This is a genomic window from Pristimantibacillus sp. PTI5 (assembly GCF_048572955.1).
Lineage (GTDB): Bacteria > Bacillota > Bacilli > Paenibacillales > Paenibacillaceae > Pristimantibacillus.
Map to the genome: position 1 here is coordinate 4,541,017 of NZ_CP183886.1, position 20,743 is coordinate 4,561,759.

16 protein-coding genes are annotated in these 20,743 nt (G+C 38.1%); 13 read left to right on the plus strand and 3 right to left on the minus strand.

The genetic code is table 11. From position 1 onward, the window contains the following. Positions 1-9: 9 nt before the first annotated feature. Entirely contained in the window at positions 10-414 is a 405-nt protein-coding gene (locus ACN6MW_RS20280) for a hypothetical protein (protein WP_419871798.1), read from the minus strand. Between the two features lie 36 nt (positions 415-450). Next, positions 451-879: a hypothetical protein gene (locus ACN6MW_RS20285; RefSeq protein WP_419871799.1), complete on the minus strand. Its 429-nt coding sequence runs from the start codon at positions 877-879 to the stop codon at positions 451-453. Positions 880-1,638: 759 nt separating this feature from the next. Here ACN6MW_RS20285 and ACN6MW_RS20290 point away from each other — a divergent pair. After that, the gene (locus tag ACN6MW_RS20290; protein WP_419871800.1) at positions 1,639-2,610 is read left to right on the plus strand and encodes a hypothetical protein; all 972 of its coding nucleotides are present in this window, start codon (positions 1,639-1,641) and stop codon (positions 2,608-2,610) included. A gap of 179 nt (positions 2,611-2,789) precedes the next feature. Next, the gene (locus tag ACN6MW_RS20295; RefSeq protein WP_419871801.1) at positions 2,790-3,002 is read left to right on the plus strand and encodes a hypothetical protein; all 213 of its coding nucleotides are present in this window, start codon (positions 2,790-2,792) and stop codon (positions 3,000-3,002) included. 76 nt (positions 3,003-3,078) lie between these two features. Here ACN6MW_RS20295 and ACN6MW_RS20300 read toward each other — a convergent pair whose 3' ends face one another. After that, positions 3,079-4,110, minus strand: coding sequence for a hypothetical protein (locus ACN6MW_RS20300; RefSeq protein WP_419871802.1), 1,032 nt, complete (start codon positions 4,108-4,110; stop codon positions 3,079-3,081). A gap of 296 nt (positions 4,111-4,406) precedes the next feature. Here ACN6MW_RS20300 and ACN6MW_RS20305 point away from each other — a divergent pair, with 296 nt between their 5' ends. The 11 genes from ACN6MW_RS20305 (at position 4,407) to ACN6MW_RS20355 (ending at position 20,404) form a co-directional block, all read left to right on the plus strand. Continuing rightward, positions 4,407-5,507: an ABC-three component system protein gene (locus ACN6MW_RS20305; RefSeq protein ID WP_419871803.1), complete on the plus strand. Its 1,101-nt coding sequence runs from the start codon at positions 4,407-4,409 to the stop codon at positions 5,505-5,507. Beyond that, a complete protein-coding gene (locus ACN6MW_RS20310) occupies positions 5,500-6,009 on the plus strand; it encodes an ABC-three component system middle component 2 (RefSeq protein ID WP_419871804.1) in 510 nt (169 codons plus the stop codon). Before ACN6MW_RS20305 ends, ACN6MW_RS20310 begins: the two co-directional genes overlap by 8 nt. Beyond that, positions 6,002-7,861: a hypothetical protein gene (locus tag ACN6MW_RS20315; RefSeq protein ID WP_419871805.1), complete on the plus strand. Its 1,860-nt coding sequence runs from the start codon at positions 6,002-6,004 to the stop codon at positions 7,859-7,861. The genes ACN6MW_RS20310 and ACN6MW_RS20315 overlap by 8 nt, the downstream gene beginning before the upstream one ends. 25 nt (positions 7,862-7,886) lie before the next feature. After that, positions 7,887-8,096 carry a hypothetical protein gene (locus ACN6MW_RS20320; RefSeq protein WP_419871806.1) on the plus strand — a complete coding sequence of 70 codons (210 nt, stop codon included), beginning with the start codon at positions 7,887-7,889 and terminating at the stop codon, positions 8,094-8,096. A gap of 565 nt (positions 8,097-8,661) precedes the next feature. Further along, positions 8,662-10,029 carry a hypothetical protein gene (locus ACN6MW_RS20325; RefSeq protein WP_419871807.1) on the plus strand — a complete coding sequence of 456 codons (1,368 nt, stop codon included), beginning with the start codon at positions 8,662-8,664 and terminating at the stop codon, positions 10,027-10,029. Between the two features lie 372 nt (positions 10,030-10,401). Continuing rightward, the gene (locus ACN6MW_RS20330; RefSeq protein WP_419871808.1) at positions 10,402-12,015 is read left to right on the plus strand and encodes a serine/threonine-protein kinase; all 1,614 of its coding nucleotides are present in this window, start codon (positions 10,402-10,404) and stop codon (positions 12,013-12,015) included. 99 nt (positions 12,016-12,114) lie between these two features. Continuing rightward, a complete protein-coding gene (locus tag ACN6MW_RS20335) occupies positions 12,115-13,137 on the plus strand; it encodes a hypothetical protein (protein WP_419871809.1) in 1,023 nt (340 codons plus the stop codon). Positions 13,138-14,191: 1,054 nt separating this feature from the next. Continuing rightward, complete coding sequence (locus ACN6MW_RS20340) at positions 14,192-15,229, plus strand: LacI family DNA-binding transcriptional regulator (RefSeq protein WP_419871810.1); 1,038 nt, start codon at positions 14,192-14,194, stop codon at positions 15,227-15,229. Positions 15,230-15,389: 160 nt separating this feature from the next. Continuing rightward, positions 15,390-17,129, plus strand: coding sequence for a cache domain-containing sensor histidine kinase (locus ACN6MW_RS20345; protein ID WP_419871811.1), 1,740 nt, complete (start codon positions 15,390-15,392; stop codon positions 17,127-17,129). A gap of 9 nt (positions 17,130-17,138) precedes the next feature. After that, positions 17,139-18,761 carry a response regulator transcription factor gene (locus tag ACN6MW_RS20350; protein WP_419876401.1) on the plus strand — a complete coding sequence of 541 codons (1,623 nt, stop codon included), beginning with the start codon at positions 17,139-17,141 and terminating at the stop codon, positions 18,759-18,761. Positions 18,762-18,820: 59 nt separating this feature from the next. After that, entirely contained in the window at positions 18,821-20,404 is a 1,584-nt protein-coding gene (locus ACN6MW_RS20355) for an extracellular solute-binding protein (RefSeq protein ID WP_419871812.1), read from the plus strand. Positions 20,405-20,743: the final 339 nt, after the last annotated feature.

Here is a 20,743-nt window from a genome sequence, read left to right on the forward strand (position 1 = left end):
TTATATTATTTAGTTGTAAACATTGCCTGCACCAGAAGTAGAACAACTGTCCGCCTTGTTTTGAATCCTGATCTGCATCTGTGTGTTCGTATTGACGGAGTACCATTGTTGGGTATACCAGTTGGTTATTCGATCATAAGGAATTGCTGTAGGTCCAGCATACTTAGTGTCTCCAAGGATTCCTTTTTTCACCAATGCGTATTCAACGAGTGTATTATTATTGCAAGCTCCATCTTGCCATCCACTAATACTTGGAGTGCTATTATTATTAGTGAAAAACTCCCCGTAAACGTAGTTTCCTGAATTGTTAATTGTAAACTCATAGAAGTCTACACTTGTACCTGCAAACACATTTTGCCCCATTGTTAACGTTAAAATTGTAGCCGCCATTAGAGTCATCATCTTTTTCTTCATTCTATTTAATAGCCCCTCATTCGTAATTAGTATAATTTAATTGTTTGGAAGGATGTCTTGCCCAATAATAATCTTCCATTTGCCCTCATCCAAAGTCACAGGAAATTCCTGGGTAATGTCGCCGTTATCTTTAGTGTTAATATTTGCAGTAACAGAGTAGTTATTGTCATCTATTTTATCAATAGATACAATATCGTTTAATTTTACTTTGTCAGTGCTTAAAAGCTCGGTGTACTCAGTTTTGCGGATATCGTCATCCGAAAATCTGATATCAATTGTGTTATCAATCATATTTTCAACATTTTTGTCATCAATCGACTTGAAAAAACTCTTTAATGTTTTCTCAATCTCTTTATCGGGTGCTTGTGAAGCATTTGTTGAAATATTACCATATGAAAATACAAATACAGTAAATGCAACAACTAATAATGCTCCTCCTATAAACCATTTAAATCTTTTACTCATACCATCCAATCCCTTTCCATTTTTTATTTAAATTGTCTTTGCAAAGCCAACTTTTACATCCTACCACATTTTTACTAATCTGGAACCGCAATTATGATTGGTATTTTCCGAAGTGAACTTTGCGTCCTATAGATATGACGAACAATCATCTTATTTTGTTGCTCAAACATATCCGTTTGCTTAATAAAAAATCAACAATAAAAATTAATATAGCCAATATATTAAGGAACAAGCCTCCCATTGAATGAATGCGTTGTTTCGTGATGGTGGAATGATGATTGATTTTACAACTGAACTATTTACATTAAGTTTAATAAACCGAATAGAGCCGAATAGAGCAAGTTCTTCAAGCAAAACCGTACATTGAAGTTTTTGAACGGGTTGATATCGGCGTAGGAAAACGTGGAAATGTACCTTGCAAATGTGGAGCAGGAAGTCTGCCTCATCATCTACTCATGACAATCCACTCATCAAAATAAGTTTGCCACTGAGCCGACCGATCCTCAGGGTTTTCCCCTGATTTTCACTCGGCTTTTCTCTTGCTATATATTAAACTTTGCTTTATCCCCTAAGTCCTATGAGAAAAGCAGGACTTTATTACCAGGTGTCGAACCAATAATGACAGAGTTATTTATGGAGAAAACGTGTCTTTTCGGAAGTTTTTTGAGGAGATGGTCAGATGGGGAATTGTTTTTTAGAAGGAAAATACGATACCCTGAAAGATGTTAATGAAAATTCTTTACGATTTTAGGGGGATATATGAAAAGTTTAAAAGAAATAGTAGAGGGTATTGATCAATATGTAGAAAAATTAAGATCAGAATTTATAGCAAAAGAAAAGTCTGAAGGGAAACCATATCCTAATTGGGGAGAATTTAAACACCCTGGTGTTGTTACTCTTTTGGAATTTTGCAAGAAGCATGGTTATGAAGTGAATAATATGAATTATTATATACATAAATTATATGAATTGAACGATATGGCTTATACACATATGACCGTTACTAACTCTACTTATTTAAACGCGGACTATGAAAATATTCTGTTAGAAGTTTTAGGCAAGTTTAAATTCTACAATGAACAACTTACTTTAGCTACAAGGGATAATAATGTTCCATTGGATATTGCAAGAATTAAATGTCCAGTTCCTTCAACTATTTGGGATGAGAATGATTTATTATTTAAGTCAAATGTACGAGAGTCAGTTTCTGAAATCAAAAGTTGGATTAGCATTGAAGATGTTGCGAAAGAAAATAATTTGGATTTGGAAGCCACATTAATTGCAGGTGAACGTATTGTCGGGAGAATAATATATGAAAAATATGATAGATCATCAGCTTTGTATGAAAAAACAAATGCGTTAAAAAGAAGAGTAGTAAATCCAATGAAAGCAAGAGAATTGATTAATGATAGTCATTTTTGGGTTACGGTAAGAGAACTTTCAACAGCGATAAATGTTTCTATAAAGAGAGTAATTGAAACTTATAAGATTGAGAGAAGAAAACAAATCAAATTATATCCATTAAGGGATAATTTCGATGAGAATTCCGTGATCTCAGAAATGGAAATGATTGAAAAAATCATTTTAATTGAAACTAAAATTAATCCATTTAGAAACTATCTTGAAGAAGAAATTATGGAATCAAAATTAGGAACCGTAGCTAATCCACCCAATTCTGTTTTAGGTAAGTATTTAGCGATGAAAGGAAGAAAAGGGCATGGACACTTCTAAAAAAATAGAGAGGTATCAAAACATCAATAGTGCTTCTTTTTAATTAACTATTATTTCCCATCCAATTTTATATTTACCGTCCCTGAATAAAAAAAACTATCTTTAACTGCTCAAAGGCTGGAATCTGGTTGACGATTGCCCCAACCATTGTACAAGAAATCATAGGTAGGAAATGCCTATTGCCCAAGCATTTGAAGAAATTTCCACGTATCAGAACATATCTTGAGCTGGTTGTAGAAAATGCTGAAGCGTTCCAAACGTGGGCGATCAAAGAATTAAAATCGAACAATGAACCACTAACTTTAAACAAGGTTAAGTTGACGGCTGGAGTTATTCAAATTCCAGAGGAATATTTGCTTGAAATTCTCTCAACTCCCCCAAAAAAATCTTAGTGTAATTGCTAAAAGCCTATGGAAGTTACGTTCCATAGGCTTTTGACTATGCAAAGGGGATTAGGGGATCTTGAAGTTAATAAGAGCCATATCGAGTAAATACAATTCCGTATTTCTCATATGAGATATTGAATAGTGGTTCTAACATTTCTTCTGTTTGAGGGAAACCAGATCTCCCCCAATGATTCATAAAAGCGTCCATTTCATTATCGAATGCCTCAGCAATGATTTGTTGTATGCCGATCGGTTCGGATGGATGTTTCTGGTACATGAAATAAGAATCAAATCCGTTGGTTTCAAGCCAATTGCAAATTGTAATATTTGTGTCAATTTGAGACGTATTATTTTTGATAGATCTGTTTACACACTCTATAAATACTTCTGGTGGCGTGCTGGTAGTTCCGTTATTTATAAATATAATGCCACCTTTTAACTTATCATTATTTAGGATTTCTTTGGTTGACTTTATTTGCTTTGAAGCAGATTTAATAGCATCTTGAATTGGCTTACGGAAAATATTCAGGTATAAATTATATTTGTCTGCTGGAATATCTTGATGGTTTAGCGAAACATTCTTAGTTTCTGGATTACCCAATAAATCAGCTAATTTAGTTTTGACTGATTCGTTAAATAAGCGTTCTTCTTCAAGGATTTTTAACTCGAAAATATAATCTCCAATGATATAATCGGCATTTTTTTTCATTTCTTTGCTTATATAATCGAGCCTTTTACCCCCTGCTCTTAGAATGACTTTGTCCATAAATTCTTCGGTTAATTTTGGAACTAAAATTGGAGGGCTATCTTTAAAACCGATCCAATTCTCAGTGCGGACAAGAAATATAATTTCGCCCTGCTTTGCTCTATAATATTGTTCTAATAGTTCCCCACCCAATGCAATAACTCTTTCTTCAATTAAAATATCCTTGTGCATTTCTGATATTTGAAACCAATTTTCACGCTGAAGTTTGTCTACTGCTTTTGAAAGTGCAGTTTCTTTCTCATCTTCCCCAATTAGTAAACATATATCTGCTAAGTTCCAAGGATAATATTTCTTGTGATTTTGATTAGGATGAGCTTTGACAATAAAACGATAAACGGCTTTCTTCACGGTACACCTCCAGTTGAATTGATATTATAGAAGAATATTAATTCAATTCCACTCTTCATTGTAACCTCGACTCAGAGCATTGCTCAAGCGATGCCATCGTGTATAGACTCTTGTTTGATTTAAGCGGAAAATTCCCGTAAAGGATACTTTTCGGAATATATGGAGAAGGGGTTAAAGCCTCGATACAAAATTGATTATCTGATGGGAAATGGATTGACACAGAAGGAGGAATATTTAGGAAACCTGTCGAAATAAGTTGGATAAATAAGAATCGGGGCTATATAGGGGAACATAACATGGAAGAGCTAAGTGAAATAAGTAAACCAAACGTTCAAAGTTTAACTAATCAACAGATCCTCTATGGAATGGCTATAACTATTCCTGCAATTGAGTTATTAACTTTATTTTCTGATGCAGATTTTGAAAGGTTTATTCAAGAATGGGCAACAGGATATTTACTTGAAATAGTCGGTTATAAAAAAGTATATCGTAACGCAGGTGCAGGAGATAAAGGAAGAGATGTCGTAGCTCTTCATGACGACTCTGGGCAAAAGTGGGATTGCTATCAGTGTAAGCATTATGATCATCCTTTAACACCGAGCGATGTTTGGGTTGAGTTCGGAAAACTTTGCTATTACACATTTCAGAGAGAATTCACTGTACCACAAAAATATATATTCGCGACTTCGAAAGGTGTCGGTCCGTTGCTTAAATCCTATATTCTAAATCCTGAGCTACTAAAAAACAACCTTATTCAAAATTGGGAAAAACATTGTAAAAATAAGATAACCGATACTGAAATTGTGGAACTAACAGAGGAGTTTAAAGAATATGTGGAGAATTTTGATTTCAAGATAGTAGGATTTCTTGATCCTCTTGAAGTAATTGAACAACACAGAAAGACTCCTTATTATGTACCGAGATTTGGCGGTGGATTTAATAAATTTCGGGAACAAGCGATTACTCCTGATGAAATTCAAGAGTCCGAGTTGACTTATGTAACAAAATTATTAGAAGCGTACAGCGAAGATAAGGGAGTAACTTTTAATAATACTGACGAATTAACAAGTTACAATATTTATAAAAATCATTTTCAACGTGAAAGAATCCATTACCACAAGGCTCAGTCACTTTCATCTTTTGAACGAGATACATTACCAGAAGGTGCGGATGCATTTGCTAAATTGAAAAGTTCAGTATATATGGGAGTTATCGATACTGTTGAATCGGATTTTCCAAGTGGCTTTGCAAGGGTAAAAGAGGTAACAAAAACAGCAAGAAGTCTACAGTTATCGGGAAATCCTCTAATTTCAGTAGTGGAGGATGACGATAGACATGGAATTTGCCATCATCTTGCGAATGACGGCTTAATCGAATGGGTGAGAAAAAATGAGTAGGGATATCAAAATTCCTGATGACTTTCTATTATTTAATTCAAATTTAGAAGTTGCATTAAGAATTCTTGTATTATTAAGCCAGGATTCAAATAATACGTATGATTTAGATAGGTTAGTCATTTTTGATTACTTTATCGTCCATGCGAATGATGTTGATAGTGAACAAATGAATTTGCACCCATCATTACCTTTAAGGGGTTCTGAAATTATCATTAAACGGAAACTGATTTCTGAAGGGTTAGATTTATTAGTAAGTAGAGGGTTAATTGAAATCGTATATCAGGATTCAGGTGTATATTACCAATCAAACAGCTTAACTAAAGTATTTGTTGAATTATTAAAGAGCGATTACTTTAAGATTTTAAAAAAGTTATCTACTTGGGTCGCCGAAAAATACAGTTCTATTGATACGTCAGAATTAAACTCCATCGTAAATAAGAACATTCAACGGTGGGGTGGAGAGTTTGAATTTGAATCATTAGTGAGAGGTAATTATGAATAAAAACTTCGGCTTGTTGATAAAAAGACTTATTTTATCGAATGATGCGGATAAGAGAGAAGTTGAATTCTCTGAAGGTCTTAACATCATCTCAGGGCCAACGGATACAGGGAAGACTTATGTATTCCAATGGTTGAAGTATATGCTTGGCTCTAATGATTCCCCGAAAACTATACCTGAAAATAGAGATTATTTGGACGGTTATTTAGAAATTTATTCTTTTGCTAAAAAAGACACTATTACTTTAAGGCGGGTATTTTCGACAAACAAGGTTTACATATATTCTTGTTCTTTTGAAAGCATTAACGATAAAACCGAATACTTGCGAGTAAATACAAAAGGGCGTACAAAGTTAATTTCCAGCAATATGATGGAGTATCTTGGAGCTAACTCTGAGATTGAATTAAGGACACATATTGAAGAAGAGAAGTATAGGAAATTAGCGTTCCGTGATTTTTTACACTTTTCTCTAATAGATGAGAAAGAAGTAATTAAAGATAAAACATTATTAACAACGGGACAGTACGTATCAAGGACTGTAGAATTAAATGCATTTTTTTATTTTATTTCTGGGAAGTATACTTCCTTTATTTCGTACTTATCTAAGTTGAGAACTGGTAAGAAGAAAAAAGAGAAGCCACAGATTGACAAAACAGATTACTTGGATGAATTAATAATTGAAACTCAAAATCAATTAGATTCATTACAATCAGGTGAGGATTCATTAGAAATTTCGTTTAAAGAAGATTTGTTATTTGTAACTTCCGAAATAAAACAACACAGTGAAGTTATAAAGGAGACTTTCGAGAATACGGAGAAGCTAAAAACCAAAAGATTAGTAAATCAAGAACTCATAAAAAGATTTAATTTACTAAAGGAGCATTTCAATTCTGACCTTCGACGTCTTGATTTTATATTAGAAGGTGGCAGTATTATTTCAAATCTTCAACCAGAAAATTGTCCAGCCTGTGGGAAACAACTCGATGACTACCACGACGAAACACACCACGAAAAAGTTGTTATGGGGGTTAATTATGAAAAGTTAATCTCATCATACAGTTCCGAGAAAGAAAAAATAATGCTGAATCTAAGCGATCTAAGTATGACAATGGGAAACTTAGAGGAGGATATTGGTAAAATAAATGAAGAGATATTGATAGAAGAAATAAGATATAGTGAGATAAAACAAAAAGTTGAAAATGAACTTAAACCAACTCAAGCTTCACTACAAGAAAAAATCGATAAGCAGGTAGATGCAAAATTAATTAAAGCTAAAATAGAGTATTTAACAAATCAGCTAATTAGATTAAATTCACAAAAGGGATCATTCAGAACAATTAACATGCTAATTGAATCGCCTAAAGAACCAACAGTCGAAAAGGATATAGTAGATCGAAGTATTGAAGAGCTGACGAACCTAATGAATGGCTTTTTAATAGATATGAAATTTCCAGGCCTTGATTTAAAGACTAATAACGTTTCTTTTGATTTCAAGGAGTTTGATTTTATTATTAATGGTAAAGCAAGGTCTGTTTTCGGAAAAGGATTTAGATCTATTATTTTTAGTGTTTTTGTAATTAGTTTTATGGACTATTGTCAAAAATACAACTTACCTCATGCTGGGTTTGTATTAATTGATTCACCGTTAACAACATATCAAGAAGCAAATGGGACGGAGGAAGATGAGAAGGTTCCCGAAGAATTAAAAGTCAGATTTTTAAATACATTTTCCAATATAGTTGGATCTCAAATAATAATATTAGAGAATAAATTCTCTATGAATGTTAATGAAGAGAAGATGAATTTTATTGAGTTTACAAAGGATAGAACAATTGGAAGATACGGCTTTATGTAGGTCAGATAGCTTAGGAGGTTTTTAAATGTACTCAGCTTGGTTGATGTTTGATAAGGACACTAAAGAAGAATTTATCATTTTTGGGGACGAGATAAGAGTGAAAAATTTTCAAAAGGAAAATCAGCACCGAGTATTTGGGAGTGGCTTTGATGGGATAACGAAGGAAGAGATGTCTACGGCAATTGCAGATTTTAAGCAAAAGCACTCTAAAGCAAGCGTTTATGAATGTAAATAAAATAGTATGACGTATAAGAGAATCAATTTTATAAAATAGGATTTTTCTTTGAAGGAATGGACTGCCGAGGCAGTCCATTCTTATTATGTATAGCTAATACTAAGAATTGGCGAAAAATTCGATATCGATTTTAGTTGGAGAGGAAATAAGTAATAAGGCATGTGGGGATTGTTCAGATCATTCTCAATAAGTATTCTGAAAAGATACGTTATCGGAAGAAATTTTTATCACAGTTAATAGAATGGTATTTTTTCAATAATGTCAAGTCATTAGGTATTATGTGGAGATTGGTTTCTCCTCATGGTAGTATAGAACTATCAAACTATCGAACTATTTTATTAAGTCAATTTCTTTAAGAAGCAAGTCAATTGAAAATAATAGTTGAATTAGAAAAAGACCAACGCAGATTTTTTTACAAGTGTTGAACAATTTTTGCCGATCAATTATCGGGCTTGTCTCGAATTATGATCGGCTATTATTTATTCTTTTCCAAGTATGTCATATGTGAGAGGGATATGGAGAAAACGTGTCTTTTCAGAATTAATGAATTAATGGGGGAAATAAGTTGAAATTACAAATTGAAAAATGGGTTGATAAAGTAAGACCATTTGATGCAAATGCTGAAGATCTATTTCAAGAAGCTGTTATATGTTACAAGGTGGGGGCTTATAAGTCGGCTTTTCTCATGTCATATTTGGCTTTTAAAACTACTATAAAGAATCGAATCGTTAATTGCCAATATAGACCCGATTCGTATCATGGTAAAGAAGAGGAATGGCAAAGCAACATTTTATCAATATTAAGCAATGATGATAAGTGGGAAAGTCACCTTAATAAGATCATTGATGGGGATCCTGATCCGCAATCCACCTCTACCACCAGAGCTGTTATTTTTTTTAGCAATCGTGAAGAAGCTAAAAATGAATATACCTACTGGAAGAATGTTAGGAATAAATGTGCCCATGCAAAAAAAGGCACTATTGATAGTTCGACAGTAGAATGTTTTTGGAGTTACATCCATGATAATATGAGCAAGTTCTATGTACGTGGAGGAAGAGAATATCTTGTTGAGCGATTTTTGGAATATTACAAGTATCGTGATATTGAGGAGCCTTCAAGAAAGTTATTACTAATTAATGATATTAATATTGTCTTTAAGGATAGTGCACAAGAGTTCTTTTCAGTATTTTTGGGGAAGTTTTATGGAATTAACCGACATTTAATAACTTCTGGAAATGTTGAATTTTGGCGGGGGATTGTGGATTCTCCATATGAAAATATACAAGAGGGTTTTGTAAGAAGCATTATGCCTAATTCAGATTACTTTATTAGTTTCTATGAGCACTTTCCAAAGATTTTAAGTTTAGCAACTTCAATAGAGAGAAGATTCATTAAAGATAGCTTTTCGAAATGGATGGAGACATGGTTTGAGTATACGGGAAGTAATAAAAATTTCTGGAATATTCTTTGTGTGTTACTAAAGAATTATCCAACTGAAATTGATTTGAATAAAATAGCACGACTGGATCTAAGCATTATTGAAAATGTTGAAATGAATGAAGAAATGCTTGGGATTTTAAAGAACAAGAGAATCTTTAATAAATTCGTTCTCGGTAGTGGATCATATTTCTTTGATGTTGATTTTGATAGTATACGCAGGAATAACGGTAGAAGAGAAAAAGAAATTATATCATGGTTTGAATACGTCGAATGGGATAAAGAACTAATTTTTGCTATGAATAAGGCATTTAGAGATTTAAACAGAAGCATTGATGCGTTGAAAAAATCTATGTATGGTTCATGGGAGTATGACAGAAAGAAAATTTACTGCGAACTACTTGTTACATATAGGGAGAGAATAGATCCCGCTGTAATAGAAGAGCTTGACTTGGATGACGAGTTTAAAGCTTTAATTATTGAGGGGGAGTCGTAAATAGGTAATAGCAATTTTAAGACCATGTGGATTAAATCAAATTCTTATTTATGTTTTGAGCTAAGGGAGACACATCATTATGCATATTTTGGGGATTGATTGTGGACTGTCTTTCACAACCAATTCGTCTGGTTTGTGCAAAATCATTATCAAGACAGACACAAGAATATTCGTACTTTTTCAGATAAACTAAGTAAGTTAGATGTCCTATGTTTGAAAAACGAAGTAGATTTAATCTGTCTGGTTGCTCCCCTCATTCCAATAGTTACTGTAATAAAAAACAGGTGGAAGTGTGAGTTAATAAGAGAAAAGTTTTACGATTTCTTGCATTGGATTTAACAAGCCTATTAATCAAATAAAGGCGGGATTATAGTGAAATTGTTGAAAGATACTACATTGTTAGGTATTTCAGAAATAATCAGCAAAGCACTCGGAAGGGACTCAATTAATAAAATCGCCATCCGAACAGGATTGTTTTCGATGGCGGATATCGAAGATGACTTCCCACGGCACTCCAGCAAGGAATTGCTCGTAAGATATATCATTTCTACTTTCTCTGTAGCAAACGTCATGTCAGAAAGAAAAAAACGTGAGGACATTCTTTTTCTCATCAACGAATTTTACAAAACATTGCCATATACTTCACAGAAAAGGTTCGAAGAACTCATGCTCAACGATGAATATGTTTCTGTAGATAACATCTTTACCTACCCTGATTATGCACTTGAACATGAGGTTAAAACTCCAAACCAGGAAAAAGAACAGGTTGTTATCCGCTCTCAGATCATGAGAGATATAACGCGATTGAAAGCTTCCCAAATCATTTCGGTATTGCATCATGACATGATTAAAGAAATCGCGGTCGCAACTGAACTATTCACCATAGCAGAAATCGAAGAGGAATATAAAATTCACAAAAAGAAGCCTGCCTTGGTTCAGCAGATTCTTGGCCGTTATACAGTCACAATAACCCAAAATGTAGATAGTATCAGAAATAAACTACTCATGCTTCTCAATGGATTTTATAACACACTCGCGATATCTGATCAGCTTGAGTTAGAAAAGGTGCTCGAGGCTGATGGTTATGTTTGTGAAAATGGGAGCATCAGTTATGCTGGTGGTGCGGTTAGGGTAAGTTTTGCATCTCCTGAAGCAACAAAAGAAAGTATTAAACCAACTCCGAAACGGGTTCATATAAAAAGTATTGGCAATGGATACTTTAGCAATGTGAGTACATACATGGATGAAAAGACTGGGAGAAAATTCGCTCGTAAGAAACTACTCAAGGAGCATTGGGATAACGAAGATTACATTGTTCGCTTTAAGCGTGAAGTTGAACTTCTAAAAGAACTTCAAGGACATCCACATGTCGTAGATCTGTTTGATTACGATCTTGACACAAAAGAATTGCAGTATGATATGGAGCTCGCGGACGACAACCTGTATGAACATATTAGAAAAAACAATGGGAAGTTGCTGATAACAGATCGCCTTATCATCTTCGAGCAGATTCTTCACGCCATCTGTGTGGCACACAGTAGATCCATTATTCATCGAGACCTCAGCCCGAAGAATATCCTTACTTGGAACACTACCCCGTGCACACTCGTTAAGTTAGCGGATTTTGGGCTTGGAAGAAGTAACAGAGAACTTAAACAGCATACGAAATCCAATGTCAGTGACTTTGGTCATGTTTTGTATGTTGCCCCTGAACAAAGGGAAAGGCTCAAGGATGGTACACATCTAAGTGACATCTACTCACTTGGAAGATTGCTCGCTTTTATCTTAACTGGACGCGATCCTGATAATGTAATGAGTAATCAAGCATTCTACCCAATCATCAAGAAGGCTACTCGCCGAGAGCCAAGTGACCGATATGATAATGTAGAACTTATGCGAGATGCTTATTTAAGCTTGAAAGAGGAATCTCTTTCTCGATATGTAGAGGAAGAACAACGGAGGCGGGAGATACACAAAACGCCCTAAGTAATAATAAAGGAGTGTAATACCTTCATATTTATTTAATTAACAGTCCTAACTCTCAAAATGCCTGTAAGTGACTAATCGCTATGGAGATCAGTGAATATGGAATCAACATCAATGGAAAAAGTAAAGGCATTTTTTGGTGTAAAAAACTTCTTAAATGAAGAACAACAAGAACAAGTTAGTGTTATGCTTGGTTTGACGCCAACTGACCTTACAAAAAGGATCTGGGGTAAAGAGAATGAGATAGAATTTACAATTATGATTTATTTATTACAATGGTGCAAAAACATTGTAGGATTCGAAGAAGGTGTAGCTAAGCTGACAAATACTGTCGCTTCCGACTTGTATATTGAATTAGTAAATGGTGAAAAAATCATCGTAGAAATAAAATCAACTGAGAAGAGTAATTTTAGCATATCAGAAAGCATCTATCTTAGGAAAAAAGAATTTGCTAAGAAAATGAATGCAAAACTGTATTTTGCAATAAAAATGAGTGGTTTCTGGACATTATATAGCAGTGAATACCTTGAAAGTAAAAACAGAAAAATAGTTCTCGAAAATGATTTTTTGAAATCTGAATTAAATGAGATTTTTGGAGAGCGAAATTTTCTTTTCCCTGAAGGATTAAAAATATCCTCGGTTTATTCAAAAAAATCAGAAAAACATATGGGAATAAAGAACTCTGATTTCGGAAACTTAGTAGAATACAAGATGGAATATAACAACAATAAAATTATCGAGATTCATAGCGATAAGGATGAGGAATTTTTCCTCACGTTCCTATTTGAAAACTTACAAGATGTTATGTCAAATCAAAAGCAAATAATAACTGAAATTGATTCTGATAGAACCATTGTAATAGAAGAGTTAACGCAAGAAATAACTCCGCTTAGTTTGGCGGGCTTTATTTTGTCTCCTATTCGGCATCTACTGAATGATTTTGGATATGTTTATGATTTTAATCAGTATCTTACAAATCTTATTGATGGTTCAAAAAATTCAATCGATCGCGAGCATATTTTATATGCAATCTCATTTTTAGCGGATAAAGATTACCCCATTCTTGAGAGAAGAGGGAACGATATATATTTATTTAAAGATATGATATTAAATAAGGATTAAATCAATATTGTATATATTCTTGATACAATAGTTACTACGGTTTAACAAATAAAAAATTCCCGTCCAATTTCAAATTAACTGTCCCTAACTAAAATTAACTGTCCCCAAACCACCAAAGATTGGAATCTGGTTTCCGTTTTCCTCTACCATTTCTCCAGTCTTTTTCTCATGCTTTAAGGCACCACAGCAGGGATTCCTCATCCAAATCCCGAATAGGTAATAAAGCAGAAACCCAGTCTACTCAAGGCTTTTGGATAAGCGGAGGCAGTTTTACTCAGGCATTTCCCAGGCTCTTACTCAGGCTTTTTAAATGCCAATCTCTGCTTTTCTCAGGCGGTCTTCTACCCCTTCAGGGACACGAATTATTATTCGTTTTCGTTCACAATTGAACCAGTTCTCTTCCAGTTTTCAGGTCTTTTTTTCGGTGTTTTCGGGACATTAATTTTTATCTCAGAATTGGCGGTGAAGCCTTGTGGGGTAAGGGATTGAGGGAGGGTGTTTTGGGGACAGTTATTTTTAGTTTTCTACAGAGATTACTCGGGGAAAAAGTGAGAGATAACTTGTGAGTTGTAATTCACTTTGTCAGTATTTTTAATCTCTTTTGTCAGTGAATGTAACTATATTTGTCATAATAAAATTGGGAAAGGCATGTATCGCATAAATCCGTGTTTTGCTGGCGGTACCCCATGCCCATCAAGCTAAGTAATTAATACACCCCTAAAACGAAAAAGCTATCCTTTATTAACAAAAAGAAAAGCTTTTTTTCGTTTTGGGTATTCGAAAATTTTAAGCGGAGGAAATAACATGTATTTGGGTATTTATCCCTCGAGGATTGAATACTCTTCTTTGCTTTCATGGGAGATTGAGATCACATAACGGTCGATTTGCCTGCGAAATATCAGTTAAAAAAGGTTAAATATAATAGTTAAAACTGCATTTTAACCGAAACGGCATTTATTAAACCGGATATACATGGTGATTGACATAAAAAAAGGTCATATGATAGGATTGCTTTAACTAAAATAACGATTATTTTACTAAAGGGTTGATGGAATTGGCGACCATAACGGAGATCGCAAAAGTGGCTGAGGTATCGATTGCAACGGTATCCAGAGTTCTCAATGAAGATCCGACACTTTCGGTTACAAAGGAAACAAAAGAAAGAATCATCTTCATTGCAAACCAATTGGGATATCAAAACAAAGTGAGGAAAGCTCCAAAGCGGACAAAGAAGGATAACATTCCGAAAATTGGTCTTTTAATGTGGTGTTCGATGGAGGATGAATATGATGATCCCTACTTCCACATCATTAGGCAAGGGATTGAGAAGCAATCGAGGGAAGCGGGTTTTGAACTCGCGAAAACCATAAGGATGAATCAGTTTAGGCAAGATGAAACGATGAATCACTTGGATGGCATGATTGTGGTAGCTAAGGTTTCTATGAGTGATATGGAGAAAATATATCCTCACGATAATCGTGTGGTGTTTGTAAACAGCCTCCCTCCGGATCATCAAAAATATGATTGTGTTATTTCTGATTTGGGGAACGGTACAGAGCAAGCCCTGAACTACTTGTTGCAGTTGGGACATACCCGCATTGGCTTTATCGGTGGACGGGAATTTTCTCTGAAACCAGGTTTTAACAAAGGTGATGAAGAGTTTGAAGTTCGGTACAGAACGTTCGAACGAATCGTGAAGGAGCAGGGCTACTGTAAGGAATCCGATATCTATATTGGGGAATGGAATTCGGCAAGCGGATATGAGCTCATGTTAACGGCCATTGCAAATGGGGATATGCCGACAGCTTTCTTTGCCGCGAATGACCCGATCGCGATCGGTGCGATGAGTGCATTGCATGAAGCGGGAATCCGGATTCCACAAGATGTAACGATCATTGGTTTTGACGATATCGACTTATCTGCTTATATACATCCGCCGTTGACAACAGTAAAGCTTTATGCTGAGCAAATGGGGAAAACAGCTGTGAATCTTCTTCTTGAACGGATAAGAGGACGAGAAGTACCGTTAACAGTAACCATACCTACGACACTGGTGGTACGCGGGAGCAGTGGCAGGTATACGAAAGAGTGACTTACAAAGTACAAAACGAATCCAGGACCACACTTTTTCTGAACGAAGGGGCTGATGATTCGCAGCTATATACCGTCGATTGCCATGGCTTTCATGGACCGTTTTGTGTTCAAATTGTTGTGGAGGAATAAACAAGAAGAGTTTTTTCGGGGGGAGATCAATGGCTATCAACAGCTCGCTGCGAACCAAACTCATTTTTGGGTTTCTGTCCGTCATCGTGCCTCTGGCGGCCTTTTTGTACTACAGCAATTATTACGCTATGGAAGTGGTCCGCAAGCAAGTCGCCCAATCGAACCTGAACCTGTTGTCCCTGCACACCCGAGCAATGGATAAATCCTTAAGCGATATCAACTCCTACTTATACAAGCTCGCAACCACTGATACTTATGTCAAAACTCTAGCTATATTCCCCGAACAATCCGAGGACTATATCTTCTCTCGAATCATGCTGATGAATAAATTCGATGCGGATCACGGACTATACAATCTGGTCGATTCGTTCTTTGCATATAACGCTGACAATGATGATCTGATTTCGTATTATGAATCGTACGATACGAATCGGGGGCGCGAACGAAATGCGTTGATCCGCAGTTTAGTGAACACGTCTGAATCGGGCGACCGATGGCGCTGGGTTAGCACCGGCACGGAATCGGGCCTGATTCGTATCGTCCGATCGAGCGGAATGTATGTAGGAGCCTGGATTCCGGAATCCAGGTTCATGGAGCCGGTGAAAAATTTGAATTTCGGCGAGTCAGGCAAATTTTTGCTGGTATCCGATGAGGGACGAGTACTCACTTCGATAAGCGCAAATGATTTTCCCGATCCATTGTTGAACCCGGGGAACGAAAAAAACGGACAATATGGAACGATCAATGACAAAAGTGCAGCAAGCTATATATACATGGTGCATCCGTACACCCAGTCTTCCATATGGATGCTGCTGTTGATCCCGGAACGAGATTTGCTCTTGAACTTGCCTTTTTTTCAACGGGCGATTTATTCGATTCCGTTCATTGTCCTTCTTCTCATTTTCATTTTTGTTATGATTTTGCAGCGTGTGTTAATTAAACCGATCAGCTCCTTGCTGAAAGGGATGCGAATGATCGGCCAGGGAAATTTGAGGATTCGTCTCCCGGTTCCCGCACAATGGGAAATCGCCTATTTGATCAAGACATTCAATCATATGGCTTCCGAAATCGAAGGCTTAACAATCGGTATGTACGAAGAGAAATTGAGGGTGCAAAAAGCCGAGTTCAAGCATTTGCAAAGTCAAATCAAACCCCACTTTTATTTGAATACCCTGAATATCATCTATAGTTTGGCTGTGCTGAAGGATCATGCCACCGTACAAAAATTGGCGATTCATCTGGCCGATTACTTCCGTTTTACGATCCGAACCGACCGTCAGATCGTTACACTGAAGGAGGAGTGCACCCATATCGCCAATTATCTGGAAATTCAGAGGCTGCGGTTTCCGGATCAACTATTCTATCAGGTACTGCTTCCGAAACAGCTTGAAGATGTCGAGATCCCGCCGCTAACCATTCAGCCATTCGTAGAGAATACGTTGATTCACGGTTTCCAGGGCGAAGAAGCGGTTCTTCATATCTCCATTGAAGTGAGAATGGACGCAGATACGGCGGAGGGGAAAATATTCATTGCAGTATTCGACGACGGAGAGGGTTTTGAGGAACAGAAGCTAAGACGGCTGCAAACCGGAGAATACTTTGACAGGCAAGGAGAAAGTGTGGGCATTTGGAACGTCTATCATCGCTTGCGGATGCATTTCGGGGAAGAAGTGGCTATCCGTTTTGCCAATAGGCAGCCTCAGGGAGCGGCTGTGACCCTGGAGGTCCCGAACGTTTGCAACAATCATCAGGAAAAGGGGATGTCTTGATTGTATCGGATGCTGGTGGTTGACGACGAGAAATTAGCGGTACAAGCCATTGCGGAAGGAATCGACTGGTCCGGTGTCGGTGTTTCTGTTGTCTACAAAGCATACAGCACCAAGCAGGCGATCGAAATCCTGAACCGCGAACCGGTTGATTGTATGATTACGGATATCGAAATGCCGGGGCGAAGCGGCATTGAGTTGATGGAGTGGGCCGTGAACAACCATCCCGGCTTGGAGTCGGTATTTCTGACCGGGTATGCCGATTTTTCTTATGCGCAGAAAGCCGTTCATCTCGGGATTCACGACTATATCTTGAAGCCGATTGAGCTTGATAAATTGCTGTCTGTCGTGAAGGAAATGATACGGAAGCTGGAGCAGCGCAAAGAAAATGAAGCGTTTCGGGAAACCTACAATAAATACGTACGCTTATGGGAAGATCAGCTTCCCTCTATGTCGGAGCGTATATGGCAGGATTTGCTGTCAGAGAGGTGCAGATTAGAACCGGAGAAGCTGAATGCGATGTTTCAGCTCTACGAAATTCCCGTCCAAGCAGGCGGAACGATTCTTCCCATTCTCATCAGCGTGGAACGCTGGAAAGAAGAATTCAGCCTGAGGGATGAGGAGATTATGGAGTATGCATTGCGCAAGGCTGCGCAGGAGATCATCCTGGACGATGGGAGCGGCACGGCCGTACAGAGCCTGGATGGCCACAATGTCGTATTGATTCATCTCGATGCCTATCAACAGGATGATCCGTATCACCTCGACGAGCAGATCAAAGGAAAGTGCCGGGAATACATCCAATCATGCATACGGTATTTCAAATGCAGCTTGTCCTGTTATATCGGCGAATGGACACTAGTTCCCGATTTGGCAGAAGTCTATGGGCGGCTCGTCAAGCTGGAACGGGATAGTGTGTCGGCATCGAATCAAGTCGTTTCCTTGCGTGAAGGATCGCCTCAGCTTCTGAAGGGGGCGTTCCGTCAGTTTCCTGCATCACAGTGGTCTGCTTTGCTGGAAGCGGGAGAAGAGGAGCTTCTAATGGAGGAAATCAGAAAAACGATCAACTATTGGGGTCGGGAGCAAGATTTACATCCGGAAATGCTGGAATCGTTGTACTATACTATCCTCCATATGGTTTATACGGCCGCGCATAAAAAAACAATTTCCATCTCCGCTATCTATCCGGACGAAGATTTGCTTTCCGCCCCGGCCGCCAGGCGCTCCGTTCATCACTTTGTGGGGTGGTGCGATAAGGTAATACAGACGTGCGTGTCCTATTTTAAAGCGTATTGCAAGGATGATTCTGTTGCGGTCATGAAGATCAAGAAATGGATCCAAGAGCATTTCCATGAAGAGATTACCCGTGATACGATCGCAGGGATCGTTCATGTGAACGCAGGTTACGTCTCCCGTATTTTTCGCAGAGAAACGGGGTATTCCTTGTCGGAGTATATTTTGAACGTCCGGATGGAGGAAGCGAAATGTCTGCTTTCCCAAACAAACTTGAAGATCAGCGCGGTCGCGGAAGCAGTCGGGTTCTCTCATTTTTCTTATTTTGCCCAGCAATTCAAAAAGTGCTGCGGCTACTCGCCTCTCGATTACCGCAAGTTGACTTTGATGCGGGATGAATAATAACGGCTTTCAATTAGTGGAAAGGTGTGGTTGAGATGCGTTGGCAGAGGGGAGTGAGCATGGCGATCGCCACAATATTGACCGCGGCTTTGGTCGCCTCTTGTTCCGGCGGGAGCGCCGAGTCGAAACCGAAGGGGAATGCTGCGCAGATACCGCCCGACAACTCTTCGAATAGCATGTTGAATGTAACCGTCAAAGCTATGTGGATGTATGGCGGGTTTAAAGGAAAGAAGTGGGGTGCAGATCCGGTCACGAAACGTATTACCGAAAAAACTGGCGTTCAATTCGATTTTAGCGGTCCCGACGGTGACGGCGAACAGAAGGCGAATGTCATGCTCATATCCGGAGACTATCCGGAAGTGATGTGGATGGACCGCGGGCCGACGTGGGACAATTATGTCAATTCGAAAGCGCTGTTGCCAATTGACGTGCTTGCGGCAAAGTACGGGTATGACAAACTGATCGGTACTTTTATACCGCAGCATGTCGTCGACAAGTTGAAGCACCCGGACGGCCATCTTTACGGGATCCCCAACTGGTTCAGCGACAAGGGGGAGCTCTCTGTCGGCAGAACTCTCATGCTGCGTGAGGACATTTATGAGAAAATGGGAAGGCCCGACATCAAGACGATCGAAGATTTTGAAGCCTATTTAGCCAAGGTGCGTAATGCCAATCTGAGCACGACGAACGGTGAAATAGTGTTTCCTCTCGGCCTGGATTATAACGACGGTTCTTTTATTGAAATGTCGAACATGTGGGGAAGCAAAAACAAGGACTACCGCTATTATGACGAGAAGGAACAAAAGGTCAAGTTTTTTATGTTCAACGAGTCCACCAAGGACATGCTACTATGGCTGAACAAGATGTACCGTGAGAAAATGATCGACCCGGAGAATTTCTCTTACAACGACGGTATGGAACAGGAAGTGCGCAGCAACGGAAAATGGGCAGCAAGCTTCTCGTCGATTTGGGATTATTGGACGCCGAATGCTGTGCTGAAGAAGACCAATCCCGGCATCTATTATAAAGCCTACCCGATACCGGCCGGGAAAGACGGTGTCAAGCCATATATGGGGGGCTATAGCACGGTCGGCTGGAACGTGGCGGTCATCACGAAGAACGCCAAACATCCCGAAGCGATCATGCGTTTCTTCAATTACTACATGAGTCCGGAAGGCCAAATGTTAAGCTTCTATGGTATCGAAGGCGAGACTTGGGAAATGAAAGACGGTACACCGGTCCTGAAGCAAAACGCTTACGAGGAATTTCAGAAGGATTGGGATGGCTACAGTCAGAAAACGGGAGTACGTTATCTCGAACTGAACCAGTATCAAAAGTATAATTGGGAAAAGCAAAGTGAATCGCCGGATCGGCAAGAGGATCGCCGTATTGCCGAGCTTTTCAAATTTGACGGAACGGACCTGAGCGTTTTATCGATCGACCCGAACAGCAAAGCGGGGATCGTCTGGGCGAATATACAATCCGGTCTGCTTACTGACATTGCGAAAGTGCTGATCGCTGACAGCGCAAAGGATGCCCGGGCGCGCCTTGAGGAACTGCTGGACAAGTATGCGAAGATGGGCATTAAGGATGTTGAGGAGGAGTGGACGAAGCAATATCAGGAACGTCAGAAGCTGAAGTAATGACATGTCTTCATTTCGAGGCGGAACATGTTACCGTAAAAAAAGCTGGTGTCTCTAACAATGGGACAGCAGCTTTTTTGTTTTGTGTTTGTTCTACCGAGTTCATTTTTATACATAGAAATGCACATTTATGATGATTCGTCCACAATATTGATAGATGGCGTAGCCTGATGATGTCATGATAGTAAAAGCTCGTACAGAATAAAGTATGCAGCGAATGAAAGAAAAAAGGGGTGATTGCGTGGCTGACTCACATGAACTACTGGCTAAAGGTTCAATAAGGTCTCCAGAAGAGTCAGTAAATTGACGAGACGGATTTTATGAAGAGCCTGTTATTTA

Excerpts from the sequence above, each read along its gene's own strand:
- ACN6MW_RS20280 (WP_419871798.1), bottom strand. The coding sequence starts at position 414 with ATGAAGAAAAAGATGATGACTCTAATGGCGGCTACAATTTTAACGTTA.
- ACN6MW_RS20285 (WP_419871799.1), bottom strand. The coding sequence starts at position 879 with ATGAGTAAAAGATTTAAATGGTTTATAGGAGGAGCATTATTAGTTGTT.
- ACN6MW_RS20290 (WP_419871800.1), top strand. The coding sequence starts at position 1,639 with ATGAAAAGTTTAAAAGAAATAGTAGAGGGTATTGATCAATATGTAGAA.
- ACN6MW_RS20305 (WP_419871803.1), top strand. The coding sequence starts at position 4,407 with ATGGAAGAGCTAAGTGAAATAAGTAAACCAAACGTTCAAAGTTTAACT.
- ACN6MW_RS20310 (WP_419871804.1), top strand. The coding sequence starts at position 5,500 with ATGAGTAGGGATATCAAAATTCCTGATGACTTTCTATTATTTAATTCA.
- ACN6MW_RS20315 (WP_419871805.1), top strand. The coding sequence starts at position 6,002 with ATGAATAAAAACTTCGGCTTGTTGATAAAAAGACTTATTTTATCGAAT.
- ACN6MW_RS20320 (WP_419871806.1), top strand. The coding sequence starts at position 7,887 with ATGTACTCAGCTTGGTTGATGTTTGATAAGGACACTAAAGAAGAATTT.
- ACN6MW_RS20335 (WP_419871809.1), top strand. The coding sequence starts at position 12,115 with ATGGAATCAACATCAATGGAAAAAGTAAAGGCATTTTTTGGTGTAAAA.
- ACN6MW_RS20345 (WP_419871811.1), top strand. The coding sequence starts at position 15,390 with ATGGCTATCAACAGCTCGCTGCGAACCAAACTCATTTTTGGGTTTCTG.
- ACN6MW_RS20350 (WP_419876401.1), top strand. The coding sequence starts at position 17,139 with ATGCTGGTGGTTGACGACGAGAAATTAGCGGTACAAGCCATTGCGGAA.
- ACN6MW_RS20355 (WP_419871812.1), top strand. The coding sequence starts at position 18,821 with ATGGCGATCGCCACAATATTGACCGCGGCTTTGGTCGCCTCTTGTTCC.